General features: G+C 41.0%; 21 protein-coding genes. 15 read left to right on the top strand and 6 right to left on the bottom strand.

The features are described 5' to 3' along the window. Nucleotides 1-8 precede the first annotated feature (8 nt). The 10 genes from DX522_RS01110 (at nucleotide 9) to fdhF (ending at nucleotide 11,039) form a co-directional block, all read left to right on the top strand. Nucleotides 9-971 (top strand): respiratory chain complex I subunit 1 family protein, encoded by a 963-nt coding sequence (locus DX522_RS01110; RefSeq protein ID WP_115179521.1) that lies wholly within the window; start codon nucleotides 9-11, stop codon nucleotides 969-971. Nucleotides 972-980: 9 nt separating this feature from the next. Next, nucleotides 981-2,426, top strand: coding sequence for a hydrogenase 4 subunit D (locus DX522_RS01105; RefSeq protein WP_115179520.1), 1,446 nt, complete (start codon nucleotides 981-983; stop codon nucleotides 2,424-2,426). Between the two features lie 10 nt (nucleotides 2,427-2,436). After that, entirely contained in the window at nucleotides 2,437-3,075 is a 639-nt protein-coding gene (gene hyfE, locus DX522_RS01100; RefSeq protein WP_005626080.1) for a hydrogenase 4 membrane subunit, read from the top strand. 4 nt (nucleotides 3,076-3,079) lie between these two features. Continuing rightward, complete coding sequence (locus DX522_RS01095; RefSeq protein ID WP_115179519.1) at nucleotides 3,080-4,618, top strand: hydrogenase 4 subunit F; 1,539 nt, start codon at nucleotides 3,080-3,082, stop codon at nucleotides 4,616-4,618. 20 nt (nucleotides 4,619-4,638) lie between these two features. Further along, nucleotides 4,639-6,369, top strand: a complete 1,731-nt coding sequence (locus DX522_RS01090) for an NADH-quinone oxidoreductase subunit C (protein ID WP_115179518.1) — start codon at nucleotides 4,639-4,641, stop codon at nucleotides 6,367-6,369. Nucleotides 6,370-6,381: 12 nt separating this feature from the next. After that, complete coding sequence (locus DX522_RS01085; RefSeq protein WP_115179517.1) at nucleotides 6,382-7,029, top strand: formate hydrogenlyase complex iron-sulfur subunit; 648 nt, start codon at nucleotides 6,382-6,384, stop codon at nucleotides 7,027-7,029. Then, on the top strand, nucleotides 7,026-7,802 hold the full coding sequence (locus tag DX522_RS01080) for an NADH-quinone oxidoreductase subunit B family protein (protein WP_070590791.1): 777 nt from the start codon (nucleotides 7,026-7,028) through the stop codon (nucleotides 7,800-7,802). Before DX522_RS01085 ends, DX522_RS01080 begins: the two co-directional genes overlap by 4 nt. Nucleotides 7,803-7,846: 44 nt before the next feature. After that, a complete protein-coding gene (locus tag DX522_RS01075) occupies nucleotides 7,847-8,254 on the top strand; it encodes a formate hydrogenlyase maturation HycH family protein (protein ID WP_005696265.1) in 408 nt (135 codons plus the stop codon). Further along, entirely contained in the window at nucleotides 8,244-8,702 is a 459-nt protein-coding gene (gene hycI / locus DX522_RS01070) for a hydrogenase maturation peptidase HycI (RefSeq protein WP_005696264.1), read from the top strand. Before DX522_RS01075 ends, hycI begins: the two co-directional genes overlap by 11 nt. A gap of 183 nt (nucleotides 8,703-8,885) precedes the next feature. After that, nucleotides 8,886-11,039 carry a formate dehydrogenase subunit alpha gene (gene fdhF, locus DX522_RS01065; protein WP_081380480.1) on the top strand — a complete coding sequence of 718 codons (2,154 nt, stop codon included), beginning with the start codon at nucleotides 8,886-8,888 and terminating at the stop codon, nucleotides 11,037-11,039. Between the two features lie 83 nt (nucleotides 11,040-11,122). Here the strand turns inward: fdhF and DX522_RS01060 are convergent, their stop codons facing one another. The 5 genes from DX522_RS01060 to DX522_RS01040 are packed head-to-tail and all read right to left on the bottom strand — an operon-like array spanning nucleotide 11,123 to nucleotide 14,204. Continuing rightward, on the bottom strand, nucleotides 11,123-11,764 hold the full coding sequence (locus tag DX522_RS01060; protein WP_075876021.1) for an energy-coupling factor ABC transporter ATP-binding protein: 642 nt from the start codon (nucleotides 11,762-11,764) through the stop codon (nucleotides 11,123-11,125). Continuing rightward, nucleotides 11,764-12,408 (bottom strand): energy-coupling factor transporter transmembrane component T family protein, encoded by a 645-nt coding sequence (locus tag DX522_RS01055; RefSeq protein WP_075876022.1) that lies wholly within the window; start codon nucleotides 12,406-12,408, stop codon nucleotides 11,764-11,766. Before DX522_RS01055 ends, DX522_RS01060 begins: the two co-directional genes overlap by 1 nt. Further along, complete coding sequence (gene cbiM, locus DX522_RS01050) at nucleotides 12,405-13,016, bottom strand: cobalt transporter CbiM (RefSeq protein WP_075876023.1); 612 nt, start codon at nucleotides 13,014-13,016, stop codon at nucleotides 12,405-12,407. Before cbiM ends, DX522_RS01055 begins: the two co-directional genes overlap by 4 nt. A 1-nt stretch (nucleotide 13,017) precedes the next feature. After that, nucleotides 13,018-13,521, bottom strand: coding sequence for a carboxypeptidase regulatory-like domain-containing protein (locus DX522_RS01045; protein WP_115179516.1), 504 nt, complete (start codon nucleotides 13,519-13,521; stop codon nucleotides 13,018-13,020). Next, entirely contained in the window at nucleotides 13,521-14,204 is a 684-nt protein-coding gene (locus DX522_RS01040) for a DUF4198 domain-containing protein (protein WP_115179515.1), read from the bottom strand. Before DX522_RS01040 ends, DX522_RS01045 begins: the two co-directional genes overlap by 1 nt. Before the next feature lie 86 nt (nucleotides 14,205-14,290). On the opposite strand from DX522_RS01040, the gene DX522_RS01035 reads away from it, so the two are divergent. The 5 genes from DX522_RS01035 to hypE all read left to right on the top strand — a co-directional run bounded on the left by DX522_RS01035 (nucleotide 14,291) and on the right by hypE (nucleotide 18,315). Beyond that, the gene (locus DX522_RS01035) at nucleotides 14,291-14,704 is read left to right on the top strand and encodes a MerR family transcriptional regulator (RefSeq protein ID WP_115179514.1); all 414 of its coding nucleotides are present in this window, start codon (nucleotides 14,291-14,293) and stop codon (nucleotides 14,702-14,704) included. A 136-nt stretch (nucleotides 14,705-14,840) separates the two neighbouring features. Continuing rightward, nucleotides 14,841-15,182 carry a hydrogenase maturation nickel metallochaperone HypA gene (gene hypA / locus DX522_RS01030; RefSeq protein ID WP_115179513.1) on the top strand — a complete coding sequence of 114 codons (342 nt, stop codon included), beginning with the start codon at nucleotides 14,841-14,843 and terminating at the stop codon, nucleotides 15,180-15,182. Between the two features lie 186 nt (nucleotides 15,183-15,368). Beyond that, nucleotides 15,369-16,175 (top strand): hydrogenase nickel incorporation protein HypB, encoded by an 807-nt coding sequence (gene hypB / locus DX522_RS01025; RefSeq protein ID WP_115179512.1) that lies wholly within the window; start codon nucleotides 15,369-15,371, stop codon nucleotides 16,173-16,175. A 9-nt stretch (nucleotides 16,176-16,184) separates the two neighbouring features. Next, nucleotides 16,185-17,297, top strand: a complete 1,113-nt coding sequence (hypD, locus tag DX522_RS01020) for a hydrogenase formation protein HypD (protein WP_115179511.1) — start codon at nucleotides 16,185-16,187, stop codon at nucleotides 17,295-17,297. A 4-nt stretch (nucleotides 17,298-17,301) separates the two neighbouring features. Beyond that, nucleotides 17,302-18,315, top strand: coding sequence for a hydrogenase expression/formation protein HypE (gene hypE, locus DX522_RS01015; RefSeq protein WP_115179510.1), 1,014 nt, complete (start codon nucleotides 17,302-17,304; stop codon nucleotides 18,313-18,315). Between the two features lie 68 nt (nucleotides 18,316-18,383). Here hypE and DX522_RS01010 read toward each other — a convergent pair whose 3' ends face one another. Continuing rightward, nucleotides 18,384-18,707, bottom strand: coding sequence for an HI1450 family dsDNA-mimic protein (locus DX522_RS01010; protein WP_115179509.1), 324 nt, complete (start codon nucleotides 18,705-18,707; stop codon nucleotides 18,384-18,386). Between the last annotated feature and the right edge of the window lie 452 nt (nucleotides 18,708-19,159).

Below are 19,159 nucleotides of genomic sequence, written 5' to 3'. Positions count from 1 at the left end.
AGGAAATTATGATTTCATTACCTTCAGAAATTTCCACTTCCGCTGGAATGTTCCTTTTAGCCATTGTGCAAGCGTTAATTCTTCTCGCTTTAGCACCGCTCTTTTCAGGCATTTCACGGATGATTCGGGCTCGTATTCAATCTCGTCGTGGCCCGGGCTTGTTACAAGATTATCGCGACATTGCTAAATTAATGACGCGCCAAAATATTTGGCCAGATAATGCGGGCTGGGTATCTCGTGTTATGCCTTATGTGTTAATTAGCACAGTTATGGTGGTTGCGATGAGTTTACCCATGTTTACTCATCATTCACCGTTTGGAGCAGGCAGTGATTTAATCACCGTTATTTATTTGTTCGCATTGTTCCGCTTTTTTTTCTCAATTGCGGGTTTGGATTCTAACAGTACGTTCTCAAGTTTAGGTGCAAGCCGTGAAGTGACATTAGGCGTACTTGTTGAACCAATCTTAATGTTGGCATTCATTGTGATTGCTTTAATTGCAGGTTCTACGAATTTTGCAGTTATTAGCACCGCACTTTCTAGCCAACCTTGGCAATATCCTGTAGCAACGGTGATTGCCTTAGTTGCCGCCGCTTTTGCGATCTTTATTGAAATGGGCAAAATTCCATTTGACTTGGCTGAAGCAGAACAAGAACTTCAAGAAGGCCCACTTACTGAATATTCAGGCCCGTCTTTCGCCTTATTGAAAGTTGGTTTGAGTTTAAAATCAATGGTGGTTGCCTCTATCTTTGTGAGCACGCTTTTCCCATTTGGTGCAGCACAAGAGTTCACGGTAAGTGCGGTCATTTTAGGCATCATTTCTTTCTTTGTGAAATTGCTCGTGGTATTTATTGCCGCATGTGTGTTTGAAAACACATTGGCGCGTACCCGCTTTATGCTAACAGGACGTTTAACTGTGGTCGGTTTCGGCATTTCAGTGTTGGCGTTTGTGTTTTACTTCACAGGATTGTAAGGAGGAAATATGGAACGTTTAGCACTAATTACAATCATTTTGCCGTTTGTCGGTGCGTTTATTGTGGGGTTGAACAAACAATCTTTCCCAAAAATCGCCACAATTTTTGCCGCACTTGCTACCCTTGGCACACTTGCTGTGGCAGCACAGTGGTATGCAAATGGCGCACAATCTGTCACCTATGATTTAGTTAAATTTGGTGATACAGCAATCTTCGGCGTGACCTTAGATGCAGTGAGTACATTAATTGCCTTTGCCGTTGTGGGTTTAGGTTTCTTAATTTGCTTATATTCTTGTGGTTATTTAACCGATAAAAACCGTGAACATCCGCATAATGGATTACCTCGTTTTTATGCTTTCTTATTGATTTTCATCGGTGCAATGGCAGGCTTGGTGTATTCATCAACTTTAGCGGGTCAGTTGCTTTTCTTTGAAATCACTGGGGGATGTTCTTGGGCATTAATCAGCTATTATCAAAGCCAAAAAGCAATGGCGGCTGCGATGAAAGCGTTGATTATTACTCATGTCGGTTCATTAGGTTTATATCTTGCCGCGGCTTATTTATTTAGCCAATCCGGCACATTCTCTATCACAGCGTTAGAACATCTTGCGCCAGAAGCGAAAACTATCGTGTTGTTTGGTGTGATGTTTGCTGCATGGGGTAAATCAGCACAACTTCCAATGCAAATTTGGTTACCAAATGCGATGGAAGCACCAACACCAGTCAGTGCGTATTTGCACGCGGCATCAATGGTAAAAGTAGGTGTCTATATTTTCGCTCGTTCCGTGATGTCTGCTGGTGAAATTCCTCACATTGTGGGTGAAGTAGGGATTGTGATGGCAATGATTACATTGATTTATGGTTTCTTAATGTACTTGCCACAAGCAGATTTAAAACGCTTACTTGCGTATTCAACTATCACTCAACTTTCTTACATTTTCATCGGGCTTTCTCTTGCAGCATTAGGTTCTAAATTAGCTTTTGTTGCAGCGATTGCTTATATCTTTAACCACGCCTTTGCGAAAAGCTTATTCTTCTTGGTTGCAGGTTCATTGAGCTATGCCACAGGTACACGTTCAATGCCTCGTTTACAAGGGATTATGCGCACCATGCCTGTTGTTGGTACAGGATTTGGTATTGCCGCATTGGCTATTGCTGGTGTGCCACCGTTTAACGGTTTCTTCAGCAAATTCCCATTATTTGCCGCTGGTTTCGACCTTGGACAAGAATATTCATGGGTAACTTGGTTAATGGTGATTGCGTTGATTGAATCTACGGCAACATTTGTTTGGTTGGTTTATAAATTTGGTCAATGCGTTATCGGTAAACCATCTGAAGACGTGCAAAATGCGCAACCATTGCCATTCTCTATGACATTTGTTTTAGTGATTTTAATGGTGATGTCTGTGTGTTCTAGCTTTATCGCTGCCTATTGGTTAGGCCTTGCGGGTTAAGGAGAGAATTATGTTAATGATCAATGTATTAGCGAGTTTACTCATCATTACATCGCTTTGTGTCATTATGGCAAAAACCGCAAAAAAATCCGCGTTGTGCTATGGCTTACAGTCTCTTGTATTGGTGGTGTTATTCGTTTATTTGGCATTTGAAATGCAAGCTCACGAACTTTATATGTGGTCCATTAGTGCATTCATCACGAAAGTATTATTAGTGCCAGGAATTTTAATCTTTTCTTTACGAAAAATTGACGAAAGTCAAACTCCTGCAGGAATGAATGTCGCTTGGTTGATCCCGATCACATCTATCATCGTTTGCTTATGTTACTTTGTTGTCATTCCAGTGAACTTACCGTTAGTTGAACATTTAAAACCAGCGTTGTCAGTATCACTTAGCCACTTCCTTTTAGGTTTAGTGTGTATTGTGAGCCAACGCAATATTGTGAAACAAGTTTTCGGTTATTGTTTAATGGAAAACGGTGCGCATTTAACGTTGGCTTTACTTGCCAACAATGCGCCAGAATTAGTTGAAATCGGCATTGCCACCGATGCGATTTTTGCGGTCATCATTATGGTTGTGTTGGTGAATAAAATTTACCGCACTTTCAACACTGTTGATGCTAAACAACTTATGAGTTTGAAGGGGTAACGCTATGTATGAACAATGGATAATTGCGTTATTAGTCGCACCTTTAGTCATCGCTTTTGAAAGCTTTGCACTACGCGGAACAAAAAATCGGACAGTTTGTACCGCATTCCATATTACTGGGTTAATTTTGATGTTGTTCTTTTCCGTACAGGTCATTTCTGGCGTGTTGGAAAAAGGCAGTATCAGTGCATTTAACAACTGGGTGTATGTTGATAGTCTTTCTGCTATTTTCTTAGGCTTAATTGCTGTCGTGGGTTCACTTGCTGGTGTGTATTCCATCGGTTATATGAATACAGAATTGGAAGAAGGGCATATTGATTTTAAAACCTATGCTCATTACCACGGTTTCTTACACTTATTCTTCTTTACGATGATTGTGTCAGTTATCACCAATAACTTAATTTTAATGTGGGTTGCAATTGAAGCGACAACATTAAGCTCTGCGTTTTTGGTCGGTACTTACAAACAAAAAACATCCCTTGAAGCTGCGTGGAAATACATCATCATCTGTTCTGTGGGCGTCGCTTTCGGTTTATACGGCACACTTTTAACCTTTGCGAATGCAAATGGCGTGCTTGCCGAACCAAGCCAAGCGATTTTCTGGTCAGTCGTAAATCAACAAGCTACTGGTTTAAACCCAATGTTGATGTATATCGCATTCGCTTTCGTATTGATTGGTTTCGGCACGAAGTGCGGTCTATTTCCAATGCATACTTGGTTATCAGACGCACACAGTGAAGCACCAAGCCCTGTGAGTGCAATTTTATCCGCGGTGTTATTAAACTGTGCAATGCTTGTGGTATTGCGTTACTACACATTAGTTTCAAAAGCGGTTGGCGCAGAGTTTCCACAAACTTTAATGTTGATCTTTGGTTTACTTTCAGTGCTTGTGGCGGCGTTATTTATCATCGTGCAATTTGATATTAAACGTATGCTTGCTTACTCAAGTATCGAAAATATGGGCTTAATCAGCTTTGCTTTCGGTCTTGGTGGCCCAATTGGGGTATTTGCAGGTTTACTTCACACCATCAACCACAGCCTTGCGAAAACCTTATTATTCTGTGCATCGGGTAATATTCTATTGAAATATAAAACCCGTGATATGAATCAAGTACGTGGATTATGGCGTGTTGCACCAGTGAGTGCGGTGCTTTTCGCAGGTGGTGCGTTGGCATTGGGCGGTATCCCTCCATTTAACGTATTTGTGAGTGAATTTAGTGTTGTGGTCGCAGGGATTACAGCGGGTAAAACTTGGTTAGTTATTTTATGCTTAATTTTACTTACCATCGTGCTTGCAGGACTTGCCTTAATGCTATTAAAAACAGTGCTTGGCAAACAACCTGATAATGTGGAAGCAGGCGAAGTCAGTAAAGTCTCTTTGGCGGCAATGGCCATACTATTGTTGTTAATGTTTGTAATGGGTATCCATATTGCAGAGCCAATCTTGCAGTTATTAAAAAGTGCGGTCGGAATTGTACTCGGATCTGAACAAGTGTCTTTTGGTGAAATGTTAGTTTTACCTTGGCAAAGTTTAGCGCAATGATCGACAGGAGGAATAAATATATGGAATTAACTAAAAATACATCAGTCGATCCAGCCAAAATGATTGGTAAAAATTACATTGAAGCAGTCAATGCAAAATTTCCACATACCATTTTGGATGAGGAGTGGTCAACACCAAATCAGGTTACCCTTACCATTAAAACTAATATGTTACCTGATGTAGTTGAATACCTTTATTATCAACATGAAGGTTGGTTACCTTTGGTATTCGGGAATGATGAGCGTTCAATTCATGGCAGCTATGCAGTGTACTACGTGCTTTCCATGGAAGGGGAAGTGAAAACTTTTATCACTATTAAAGCCTTAGTTGATCCTGTGAGCTTAGAATTTCCGTCAGTGACACCAAAAGTCAAAGCGGCTGTTTGGGGCGAACGTGAATTATTCGATATGTATGGTTTGAAAGCCGTTGGTTTACCTGACCAACGTCGCTTAGTGTTGCCAGATGATTGGCCGGATGATCTTTATCCATTACGTAAAGACTCAATGGACTATCGTTTACGTCCCGATCCGACAACCGCGACAGAAACATACGAATTTATTAACGAAAAAGGCGAAGCACGTATTGTTCCACTTGGCCCGTTACATATCACTTCGGATGAACCAGGACATTTCCGTTTATTCGTGGATGGGGAAGATATCATTGATGCGGACTATCGTTTGTTCTATGTGCACCGTGGTATGGAGAAATTGGCGGAAACCCGTATGGATTACGACCAAGTTAACTTCCTTGCTGACCGTGTGTGTGGAATTTGTGGTTTCACACATAGTGTGGCCTATGCTAATTCCGTAGAAAGCGCTTTGGGGATTCAAATTCCAAAACGTGCTGAATGGATCCGTGCAATTTTGTTAGAAGTAGAACGTTTACACAGTCACTTATTAAACTTAGGTCTATCTAGCCACTTTACCGGCTTTGATACCGGCTTTATGCAATTCTTCCGTGTTCGTGAGAAATCCATGACCTTGGCTGAAGTGCTAACTGGTGCACGTAAAACCTATGGTATTAACCTTATCGGTGGTGTGCGTCGTGATATGTTGAAACATCAACGTGAGCAATGTATCAAGCTTATCGGTGAAATGCGTGAAGAACTCAAAACCTTAACCGATATTTTATTAAATACACCGAATATGGAACAACGTACGGTAGGCGTTGGTGTCTTGGCAAAAGATATCGCTCGTGACTTCAGTCCTGTTGGTCCAATGATTCGTGGTTCTGGCTTTGCGCGTGATGTGCGTAAAGTACACCCATTCTCCGGTTATGGCGATATCCCTTTCAATCTCTTCACTGAAGCAAATGGTGATGTATTATCCCGTGTGAAAGTGCGGATTAATGAAGTGTTTGAGTCTATGAATATCATTGATTACATGGTGGACAATTTGCCGAGTGGTGAAATCTTAAAAGAAGGTTTCAATTATACGCCAGGACGCTTTGCTTTAGGGATTACGGAAGCGCCACGTGGTGAAGATATTCACTGGTCAATGCTAGGCGACAACCAAAAACTTTTCCGTTGGCGTTGTCGCGCTGCCACTTATGCTAACTGGCCAACCTTGCGCTATATGTTGCGTGGCAATACTGTGTCTGATGCGCCACTTATTATTGGTAGTCTTGACCCTTGCTATTCTTGTACCGACCGTGTCACCGTGGTGGATGTACGTAAACGCAAAGCGAAAACCGTGGATTATAAAGAGATTGAACGCTACGGTATCGAACGTAAAAATTCACCATTGAAATAGGGGAGGCGGAAAATGTTTAAATTACTAAAAACGGTATTTAAAGCTGGTGATGTTACCACCAAATATCCGTTCAAGCCTTATGAAGTTGATGATGATTTTAGAGGAAAACCGGAACTCAATTCTGATCAATGTATAGTCTGCGCGGCTTGTACCATTGCCTGCCCAGCCAATGCGTTAACTATGCGAACTGATCCGGTTACAGGTGAACGTACATGGTCCTTATTTCTTGGTCGTTGTATTTTCTGTGGTCGTTGTGAAGAGGTTTGCCCAACTAAGGCGATTCGATTAACACAAGACTTTGAACTATCAGTGACCAATAAACAGGATCTTTTCCAAGAAACCACCTTTTCGACAGTGAGCTGTCAAGAGTGTGGTAAACCGTTTATCTCTTATAAAGAGCTGAATTACACCATTGATTTATTCAAACAAAGTTTAGGCGATCCAGAAGTCGTCAAACAAAAACTAACCGTGTTGCATACTTGTCCAGTTTGTAAACGACAACATAGCTTGGAAAAAACTGCCAACATGGAATCCAATATGCGGATGAAACTTATCGACTTTAAAGAGCCAGTTCGTTTGGATTTCAAAAAAGCGCTTGAACAACGGGAAGAAAGTGCGGTTGATTTTTCTAACGTTTTAGCAGGAGGCGAAAAACGATGAACACACAAATTCCAATGCCGGTAAACGGTATTTCAACGCCATTTAGCATTGATGAAAACATTGCCAAAATGAAACAAACCCTGTTGAAAGATATTCAACGTTCGGCTTATGTTTATCGTGTGGACTGTGGTGGTTGTAACGGTTGTGAAATCGAGATTTTTAGTACTATTACGCCAACTTTTGATGCGGAACGTTTTGGTATTAAAGTGGTCGCTTCACCTCGTCATGCAGACATTTTATTGTTTACCGGTGCGGTTACTCGTGCGATGCGTACGCCTGCTATGCGTGCTTACCAAGCCGCGCCCGATCCTAAAATCTGTATTTCTTATGGTGCTTGCGGTTGCGGCGGCGGTATTTTCCACGATCTTTATTGCGTTTGGGGCGGTAGTGATCAAATTGTACCAATTGATGTGTACATCCCTGGCTGTCCTCCAACTCCAGCAGCGACCATTTATGGATTCGCAGTAGCACTTGGTTTGCTTGATCAAAAACTCAAAGGTAAACAAGAAAAAGCTGATCCTAACGCAGAAGCTAAATTGCGTTTCCCAACCATTCCGTTAGATTTGCGTATTAGTCTTGAACGTGAAGCACGTCGTCTTGCTGGTTATCGTCAAGGCGGCAACATCGCTAACCAATTTATGGCAATGATGACAGAAAATGATAAAGTGCCATTTGGTGTACGTTTAGGTGAATACCTAGAACGTGAAGCCGATCCGCGTTTAAGCGAAATCGTCAATCGTTTGCATGCGATTAGTATGCCGTTTTCGGGATAATTAATAATGGGGCAAGTGATTGCCCCTATAAAAATGGGAATGTTATGACAACGAAAGTCTTTTTCTATTTATTAAACGAGCGTTTCGTCGAAAACGATGAACAAGTGCCAGAGCAAGCAAAACAGGTGATGTATTACTCTTTGGCGATTGGTCACCATGTTGGCGTAATTGATTGTTTTAAAAAATTACTGGTTTGTGACTACGATGCTTATCAACGTTTTGTAGATAGCTTTCCGGAAGGAGATGCGAAACGTAAATTTGCAGGTTTAATGCGATTCGGTGAAATAGTGATTGATTCTAGCCATGTCAATTTATTGGCGAAAGCGATGGATGAAAACAAAGCCAATTTCACCCCAGAACATCAAGAGTGGGTCGAAATCCTCATGGATACGTTAGCATCAATTCAGCGTGAACCTGTGATGTATATTATGGTGAAACGTCGTGACGAATAATGTGATCTTAACCGTTGGCAACAGCATGATGGGTGATGATGGCGCAGGGCCTTATCTCTATCAATTATTGAGTGAAAATCCATTGCCAAATTGGACCGCACTTGACGGTGGCTCAGCACCAGAAAATGTTGCACATATTGTGCGAGACATGAAACCTGATTTGCTTTTAATTTTCGATGCGGCTGATATGGAATTAGCACCAGGCAAAATTCGAATCATTGAAAAAGAGAGCATTGCGGAAATGTTTTTCATGAGTACGCATAATATGCCGCTCAATTACCTTATCGAGCAACTGGAACAAGATATTAAACAAATTGTTTTTGTGGGGCTTCAACCTGATCTGGTTTCTTTTGGTTTTCCAATGACAGAAAGCGTAAAAGAGTCTGTGCAATTTATGTATGATTTTTTAAAAGAGGGAAGATCGCTTGAAGAGATTCCTGTTTTGTAGAAAAAGTGAGGGTGATTTTCTAAACATATTTAAAAATATTACGAAAACCTGTTTTATATCAAAAAATCCATGTTTTTTGTAAGACTATAAGCTGATTTTGGGTGTAATATATACCCAGAATTAATTATTCTAATTCTATCTCTAACCTCGTGTTGTATCTAAAATAAGGACGTTACTATGGCTATTAAAAAAGTAATTACCGTATGTCCGTATTGTGCCTCAGGTTGTAAAATCCATCTTTTGGTGGAAAACAATAAAATTGTGGGAGCTGAAGGTGCAAACGGCAAAACAAACGAAGGGGAGCTATGCCTAAAAGGATATTATGGCTGGGACTTTGTGCATGACACAAAAATCCTGACTCCTCGCCTAACTCAACCGATGATCCGCTACAAACGTGGCGAACCATTCACACCAGTGAGCTGGGAAGAAGCGATTTCTTACACAGCAAAACGTCTTAGTGAAATCAAAGAAAAGTACGGTAACGAATCGATTATGGTAACGGGCTCTTCCCGTGGACCAGGTAACGAAGTGAACTTCGTGATGCAAAAATTCGCCCGTGCGGTATTAGGAAATAACAACATTGACTGTTGTGCGCGCGTGTGACACGGCCCTTCTGTAACAGGTCTGCTCAAATCGGTCGGTAACGGCGCAATGTCTAACTCAATTGTTGAGATTGAAGATACCAAATGCGTATTTATTTTTGGCTATAATGCCTCCACTTCACACCCTATTGTGGCGCGTCGGATTAACCACGCCAAAGCAAAAGGGGCGAAAATCATTGTTTGTGACCCTCGTAAAATCGAAACAGCCCGTATTGCGGATATTTATGCGCCGCTTGCTAACGGGTCTAACGTCGCATTCTTGAATGCCATGATGAATGTGATTTTAGAAGAAGGATTACAAGATCAAAAATTTATTGATGAACACACCGAAAACTTCGATGCGTTCTATGAAACCGTGAAAGCTTATACACCGGAATCCACTCAACATATCACTGGTATTGAACCTGAAATGTTACGTGAAATTGCCCGCACTTATGCGAAAGCGGAAACCGCTACTATCTTATGGGGTATGGGCGTTTGCCAATTCCGTCAAGGTGTAGAAACCGTGCGTGCATTAGCAAGCTTGGCAATGCTTACCGGTAACTTAGGTAAACCAAATGTTGGGGTAAACCCAGTGCGTGGACAAAACAACGTACAGGGTGCGTGCGATATGGGCGCGTTATTCAACACATTACCAGGCTATCAAAGTTTTGCTGATCCAGAAATTAATGCAAAATTTGCGAAAGCTTGGGGCGTGCCATCTATTCCAACCAAACCAGGTGTGCCGTTGAGTGAAGTACCTGAAGCGATCATGGAAGATAAAATTAAAGCATTCTATATTATGGGTGAAGATACATTACAAACTGAGCCTGATATTAATGCTGTTAAAGAAGCCTTCGAGAAAGTTGAACTTCTTATCGTTCAAGATATCTTCATGACTCAAACAGCCGCAGAAGCAGATATTTTATTACCTGCGACTTCTTGTGCTGAACATGAAGGTGTGTATAGTGCCGCTGACCGTGGTTTCCAACGTTTCTATAAAGCCGTTGAGCCAACTGGCGATGTCAAGGATGACTGGGTAATTATTAGCGAACTTGCTACAGCAATGGGCTACCCAATGCACTATAACAATACCAAAGAAATTTGGGATGAACTTCGTTCACTTTGCCCAATTTACAAAGGGGCAACCTACGAAAAAATGGAAGGCATGGGTTATATCCAATGGCCATGTACTGATGAGGGCCCTGAAGATCAAGGTACGCAATATTTGTATAAAGGCCAAATCTTCGACCGTCCAAACGGCAAAGCTGAGTTCTTTGCTTGCGACTGGGAACCACCAATGGAAGATCTCTCTGAAGAATTCCCATTGATACTTTCTACAGTACGTGAAGTGGGTCACTATTCTTGCCGTTCAATGACTGGTAACTGCCGTGCACTTGCGGCACTTGCGGATGAACCGGGATTCGTACAAATGAACGATCAAGACGCCAAAGAGTTGGGTATTAAAAACAACGACTTGGTTTGGATTGCTTCTTCTCGTGGTAGAGTTATTTCTCGTGCAGATGTGAGCACTCGTACAAACAAAGGCGCTTGTTATATGACCTATCAATGGTGGATCGGTAAATGTAACGAATTAACCGCTGAACATTTGAACCCGGGTTCTAGAACACCGGAATACAAATACAGTGCGGTTCGTATTGATAAAATCGAAGACCAAGCCTGGGCTGAACGCTATGTGGTAACTGAATACGCGAGATTAAAAAATCGCTTAAAAGAAACCGCACTTGTGGCTTGATTATCGTCATAAATGAATTACGGGTGAACTTAATGGTTCGCCCGTTTTTTATTGAATTATTTTCTTACGCATTATGAATGCATTTAGCTATCATTATCTGTGGCTAAAGACAAACAGGAATCCGCAAGTGTTTCACTAAAGCGTAAATCATGTGAGGCAATAAGCATCGGTAACTGTAGTTCACGTAAAAGTGCAGTCAGTTTGGCGATATTTTTTGCATCCAGTCCATTGGTTGGTTCATCTAACAGCAATACTTTTGGCTGCATCGCCAGAACACCGGCTAGCGCAGTAAAATTCTGTTCACCGCCAGATAAGGTATTTACTGAGCGATCTTTTAACCTAACAATATTTAGACGTTCTAGTTGCTGTAATGCAATTTGATAGGCTTCATTTCTGTTCAAGCCCTGATTAAGTGGACCAAATGCCACATCATCAAGTACGGTTGGACCAAAAAGTTGATCGCTCGCGTGTTGGAAACAGATGCCGACCTTTCCACGTAGTGGTACAAAATCTTTTTCTTGGCGGCAGGTGTTGTCGAACCAGCTAATCTCTCCTTGTTGGTATGGGATAAAGCCTAATAGGCAGTGTAATAGGGTTGATTTCCCACAACCAATATCACCTTGTAAAAAAAGGCGATGACCTTCAGGGAGTTCAAAAGAAAGGTTATCAATAATCATGCGTTGGTCGCGCATGATCTGTAATTGTTTGACTTCAAGGACGTTCATCAAGATTTATCCTGTGTTTTTTTCACATCATGCAGCTGAAAACCACGGGCTTTTAGCGCCATTTCTGTTTTTTCTGCTTTAACGAGAGCATGAATTAATAATAATGCCACACGTTGCGCGGCGATAAATAAGGTTCTGCCGTTAAGTTTTGGCTGGTATCCGCGCGCGCGCATTGCCATATCCATCTTTTTATGTACTTCACTGAACACTGAAATATAGCGCACAGTGAGAACAAAGAGGTGAAGTAGTTTTTCAGGTAATGGCAAACGACACAATGCTTGCAATAAAAGGCTCTCGTTCATATCAATTAACAAGAGGCGAGTTAAGCTTAAAATTAAATTGAAACGTAGCGTGATGAGTAGCGCGAGCTGAATGCCCATTGGATTTAATGTTAAGCCTTGTTCGGTGATTTTCCAGCTTAAGGTTAACCAAACGAGTAGAGTAAAGAGATTTAGTTTCAGCCAATATTTGAAATAACCGGCAAGGGATTTTTGATAGCGAATTAGCGTAATAAGTAATCCGCTGAATACGATCAGATTAAGGCTAATAAGCGTTGAAATATGTGTCATTGTGCTGACGATAAGTCCACACAAAAACACATAAATTAATCGTAAGTGCGGTTGAAAAATAGCAAGAAAATTCATTTCACCACACTGAGTGCTGTTGGATACATTTTGTTTAACAATAAGACCACCCCGACACTGACGATACTGTCGATAATAAACACAGGAATATGTGATATTACCAGCAGCATGATCAGATCGCTGTAAGCTTTACCACCATCTAGAGCTAAGACTAAAGAGGCGAGCAAGGCTGAGCCGCCAACGCCGATCAGGCCAGCACCAATACCTGCAGTAATTTGAGTTCGACGGGAATTGTCATTTTCAAGTCTTTTTGCAAATAGCCAATGTACAAAAAGGGCAGGTAATGCCATTATGCATAAATTGACACCTAATACAGCAAATCCCCCGAAGGAAAAGAGCAGGGCTTGTAATACCAATGCGATTAAAAAAGCAGGGAAAACGGCCCACCCGAGAAACAGGCCGGCCATGCCGTTTAAGATGAGATGCACGCTGCCAATGCCAACTGGTACATGAATGGTACCTGCAACAAAAAAAGCAGCGGCAAACAATGCCGTTAGCGGCAATTGTTGCGAATTAAGACGTTTAAGACCAATCATTACGCAGGCTAATGCAACAGCTGCACCACCAAGCAATACGGGTGTATGCAACACACCTTCCGATAAATGCATATTATCTTTCCTTAGATTGCGATGCACGTGTCATCTTTGAGGCTCTAATCAATGCCCATAAGCCGAAAATGCCAACAATATAACCGATACCACCAATAATATCGTGTAGGTAAATTTTGTCTTTTAATTTAGAAATATCTTCGCGGACCAACATCAATGCATTGTCATTGTTATTAGTGGCTTGCGCAGATACTCTGTTGGCAACAATTGAGGCTCGATGTCCTTCTTCACCTTCTATCACTACTTTAATGGCACCTTCGGCAGTGGTATTGATAGGATAGGCAAATTGCCCATCTCGATCTGTTTTGCCTTCCAATAGAGGGGAGTCCTGGCCAGCTTGCAAAATCTCCATATAGGTTTCTGCCGCTGGAGTCATATCGGAATAATAGGCTTTGCCAGAGACTGTGCGTCCATCATATTGTGCAAAAACATGCAAACTATGAGCCAATGCTGATGGCGCGCACAGCAAGGTGAAAAGTGCGGTTAAAAATACAACTCTTTTCATTATTTCGCATCAAAAGTCAGCATATATTCAACACTGCGTTCGGTATAGTCAGGGTTTTCTTTAACTGGCTCGTCAAATTCAGCCCAAACTTTGTTATAACCCGCTTTAGGGGTGAATTGTGCGATACCTTTTTCATTGGTTAAGTTGAATGGGTGATCTTCGCCTAAACCTACTTTGATGCCCTGTACAGGTTTACCTTTTACTAACACGAGAATATCGAGTGGTTGTCCTGCTTTTGGTTCACTTTGAGGGATTAATTCATAATCCATGTTGTGTGATTTATTTGCTTGAGCATCCCAGTGTAAAATTGCTTTACCGAATTTGATCGGGTTAACACTAAGTACAGCTTCAGGTGCTTGTTGTTTGGTTTTTTCGACATATTTACCGCTTGGTAATTTTGACCAAACACCATTATCAAAGCGAATAAATGCGATGGCTGCATCAGGTGCGGCAAAGTGTGCTTCGCCTTCCTTAAAGTTCACTGTGGCATTTTGCAATTGGCCCTTAGCATCGAGTAGGCGTACTGCTTTTAATTTGCTTTGAGGATAGGTTTCAGTTTCCTCATGACCAAATTTAACCACATATTGCCCTTTTGCATCCTTAACAGGCTCCAACCAAACATTATGCGCATTAGCGAGTGAAGCACCGAATAGTGCAGTAATAAACAATGCTGTTTTTTTCATGGAAGTTCTCCTTTTCTAACATGTGAATACTGTGATAAAGTGTAAAATATGAAGTAACTTCAGAGTCAAGTGTAATTTAATAAAAAATGAAAATTGGTCAATTAGCCAATATCGTTGGCTGTACGGTGGAAGCCGTACGTTTCTATGAAAAGCAAGGATTAATCGAACCCGCCAAGCGAACGAGCGGTAATTTTCGCGTTTATACGGAAGAGCATTTGAAACAACTTTCTTTTATTTGTTATTGCCGTAGTTTGGATATTTCACTAAAAGAAATCAAAATGTTGCTCAATCCTCAATGTGCTACTCAAGAGCAGGAAAGAGAAATCAATGAGCTGCTAGATCGACATATTCGAGAAGTGTCAAAACGGATCCATGAATTGGCTCATTTACGAATTCGCTTAATTCAGCTCAAAGGCAAATGTAGTCACTTTGAGCAAAATAATGATTTAATGAACACTTTATTGGAGCACAGTGGCATTAATTTTGTGCCGCTAAAATGATGTCTAGCACGAGTACCAGTAAAAATTTTTCAAATAATGTTTAAATATCGAACAGCGAAACATAGGAAAGCTGAAAATAAACATCAAAAAAGAGTAGAATTGGAACAGACTGCTTTTTTATTTTAAGGAGAAAATCATGCATGAGATGTCTCTCTGTCAGAATATTATGGAAATTATTGATCAACAACAGAAAAAGCATGAAATCCATGAAGTGACAGATATTTGGCTAGAAATTGGGGCACTGTCTTGTGTCGAGCAAAGTGCGATAGAATTTTGCTTTGAAATTATGCGCAAAGATACCGTTGCTGAAAACTGTCAGTTACATTTTATTCATTTACCTGCGATTGCATGGTGCTGGCAATGTCAAAAGGAAGTTGAGATTGAAGCCTATCAAGATTGCTGTCCACATTGTCACAGTGCATGTTTACAACGTCGAAGTGGTACCGAATTTAGAGTGAAAGAAATTGCCGTAAAATAGCAAGACGTCTAAATTGGCAAATTTAACCTGATCTTTTGAATATAAAATACGCTAACTACTTGATAGTATGTATTTATCTCTCTTCAAAGAATATATTTAAGATAGAGAATATGGTATTCTAACGCATGTGAATTACCATAGATTCTAAGTATTTACAGAATAAACGAAAAATTATTGAGGTGACTTATGTGTACAACCTGTGGCTGTGGCCATCCAGACCAAGTCAGAATCGGAGAATTACCGCATGTTCATCATGATTCCAATGCGCAACATGCAACAAAACTGCCTAATTTTTCTCACTCCTCCTTCCGTATGCCAGACTCTCCACAACAAGATGAAACTCAACAACGATTGCTGAAAGTAGAGCAAGATATTCTCGGCGCAAATAATCAATTAGCCGATATGAATCGTCGTTTTTTTGCCAATCAGCATATTTTGGCACTTAATCTTGTTTCAAGTCCTGGTTCAGGCAAAACAACCTTATTGACGACTACGTTAAATGCATTAAAAAATGACTATCCTTGTTATGTGATCGAAGGGGATCAGCAAACAGAAAACGATGCGGATCGTATTCGTCAAACCGGTGTGCCGGCAATTCAAGTCAATACAGGTAAAGGATGTCACTTAGATGCACAAATGATTGGTAATGCATTAGTGAAATTGCAGCCACAGGAAAATAGTCTGATGTTTATTGAAAATGTCGGAAACCTAGTCTGCCCATCAGAATTTGATTTAGGCGAGCACGCCAAAGTGGTGATCTTATCCGTGACAGAAGGTGAAGATAAACCGCTAAAATATCCGCATATGTTTGCGGCTTCTAAATTAATGATTTTAAATAAAGTTGATTTACTGCCGTACTTAAATTTTGATGTGGAAAAATGTATTGCTTATGCAAAACAAGTGAATCCAACAATTCAGGTCATCCAATTGTCTTCTCAAAGTGGAGAAGGATTACAGCAGTGGCTAGACTGGTTAAAAGCGCAAGAACGATAGGAGCATCAAATGCAGTTTGTTGATGAGTTTCGTGATCCTGAACTGGCAAAAAGTCTGTTGCAGCGACTACAAAAAATAATGGAAAAACAACCGCACTTTACGCCAGAAAATCCGTTATATCTAATGGAGGTCTGCGGCGGACATACGCATACCATTTTTAAATTTGGACTAGATCGTCTATTACCCAAAAGTATTGAGTTTATTCACGGTCCAGGCTGCCCAGTATGTGTCTTACCGATGGGGCGAATTGATGTTTGTATTGAGATTGCTCGTCGCCCAGAAGTCATTTTTTGTACTTTCGGTGATGCCATGCGAGTACGCGGACGTTTAGGCTCATTATTAGAAGCCAAAGCACAGGGCGCAGATGTTCGAATTGTTTATTCACCGCTTGATGCATTGAATATCGCATCAAATAATCCAGACAAAAAAGTGGTGTTCTTTTCACTTGGTTTTGAAACGACTATGCCAAGTGCCGCAATTACCTTGCAACAAGCGAAAAAACAACAGGTAAAAAACTTTTTTGTGGTATGCCAAAATATTACTATCATCCCGACATTACACAGCTTATTGTCGCAAGGACAAGTCAAAATTGACGGCTTTATTGCGCCCGGTCATGTCAGCATGGTAATTGGTTCTGAACCTTACCAAGAATTGTGTGACACCTATCATAAGCCTTTTGTGATCACTGGTTTTGAACCTTTAGATATCCTACAAGCAATTTTAATGTTGGTAACACAGATTGCTGAACAACGCTGTGAAGTGGAAAACCAGTATAAACGCATTGTACACCAGCATGGCAATATGTTGGCTCAACAGGCAATCAGTGAAGTATTCCGCTTGAAAGCCAGCAGCGAATGGCGTGGATTGGGCGAAATTGCAGAGTCTGGCGTAGAACTGACAGATGATTATCAATGCTTTGATGCAGAAGCGTATTTTGCTTGTCAGCCACACCAAGTTGCTGATGATCCAGATTCTCGCTGTGGTGATGTATTAATCGGCAAATGTAAGCCGGCTGATTGCCCATTATTTGCTAAAAAATGTAATCCAGACAATGCTTATGGTGCGTTGATGGTGTCTTCCGAAGGGGCATGTGCGGCCTATTATCAATACAGACGGGAATAAAGCAATGACTGATTTTATTACAATGGCACACGGAAATGGTGGTGCCACAATGCAAGAGTTGATCCGCGATTATTTTGTCGAGGCATTTGATAACCCAATACTTTCACAAGGCGAAGATCAGGCTCGCATTGCTTTACAAGAGTTGAATGCTTTAGGTGGGACTCTGTCATTTTCTACCGATAGTTTTGTGATTGATCCGATTTTTTTCCCGGGTGGTGATATTGGTAAACTCGCCGTGTGTGGTACCGCTAACGATGTAGCGGTATGTGGTGCCGTACCAAAATATTTATCCTGTGGGTTTATTCTGGAAGAAGGCTTACCATTAGAAACTTTAAAAAAATTGATTCAATCTATGGCAAAAGCCTGCCAGTCAGCCGGTATTCAAGTGGTAACCGGTGATACCAAAGTGGTACAAAAAGGCGCGATAGATAAAGTGTTTATCAATACGGCAGGCATTGGTGTGATTCCAAACGGACTCGACTGGGGTGTACATCGCATTCAACCAGGTGATCAGATTATCGTGAGTGGTACTTTGGGTGATCATGGTGCAACCATTTTGAATTTACGCGAAAATCTTGGTATTCAAACGGACTTACGCAGTGATTGTGCTGTGCTTGCCCCGCTTATTGATTGTATTCGTCCGATTGAAGGGGTGAAAGCCGTGCGCGATGCGACCCGTGGTGGTGTGAATGCAGTACTGCATGAATTTGCACAGGCTCAGAAAGTAGGGATTCAAATTGATGAAACGGTATTACCAATTCGTCAGGAAGTACGCGGTATTTGCGAATTACTCGGTTTAGATGCGTTAAATTTTGCTAATGAAGGTAAATTAGTGATTGTGGCGGATAAAGAAAAAACAGCTGAAATTCTGACCGCGCTTCGTTGCCATCCATTAGGTGAAAATGCGGCCGTAATCGGCGAGGTAACGACTGATGGGAAAGTTCGTGCTGTTGGGCTTTTCGGTCAAAGTCGCTTGTTAGACTTACCGCGTAACGAACCTTTACCACGAATCTGTTAAGCAAAAACCGGTTTAATGTTAAATTAAACCGGTTTTAGTTTGTGAATTGATATGTGCGAGAAGGGTAGTTATTTTTTCCAAATAACGTGGAATTCACGATCTTCTTCTTGGTGTGAAATTAAGAATTTTGCAAACACATCATCCATTTCATCTTTCTCATTCACTAATCCCACCCAAACTTCAGCAAAAGCGTCAGGATCGATTAATACCCCAATTTCTTGTTCCCAATCATCTGCCGTTTCGACAAACTCAACCGCACCACGATCTTCAAATTGCAGGTTGAATAGCATAATATCTGCAGGATCGAGATTTTCGCCCGCCATTTCTAAGAAAATATCATAAGCAAGATCAATCGCTGCATCGGGATCAAGTTTTTGAATATCAGTTGTCATTAGGTTTTCCTTCATCAAGTAAATTGTGCGTATGATACTGCAAGAAACACAAAACAAAAAGTGATCTGCACCCCAAAACCTGGACACCTAATTTGAGGTGCAGATTATGTCCTACTCTTATCAATTTCGTTTGAAAATTATCAAACTGATCCGAACAGGATTATGGTAGGCGAATCTTATAATCCACATTAAGCATAGACCTCTCTACTTTTCCCTAAAGGTGGGAGGGGTCAGATCAGAATACTTCAATGATATTCTTTGCTTGGAAAGTAAGGGATAGTATCTGGAAGGAGGTCAATTTGTGAAGAAAGAACAATGTGGAATAGGCCAATATGTATCCAATGGTGAAAAAACACAACAAACCTGATGCCTAAGCCTTGGGGATAAATAATACAAAAGTATTTTAAACAGAATACGCTTTAACCAGATACAAAGTGCGGTCAATTTTCAAA

The sequence above is a fragment of the Haemophilus parainfluenzae genome, assembly GCF_900450995.1.
GTDB classification, from domain to species: domain Bacteria; phylum Pseudomonadota; class Gammaproteobacteria; order Enterobacterales; family Pasteurellaceae; genus Haemophilus_D; species Haemophilus_D parainfluenzae_O.
The sequence above is the reverse complement of the archived record's forward strand: the minus strand, read 5'-3'. Positions and strand labels throughout refer to the sequence as shown.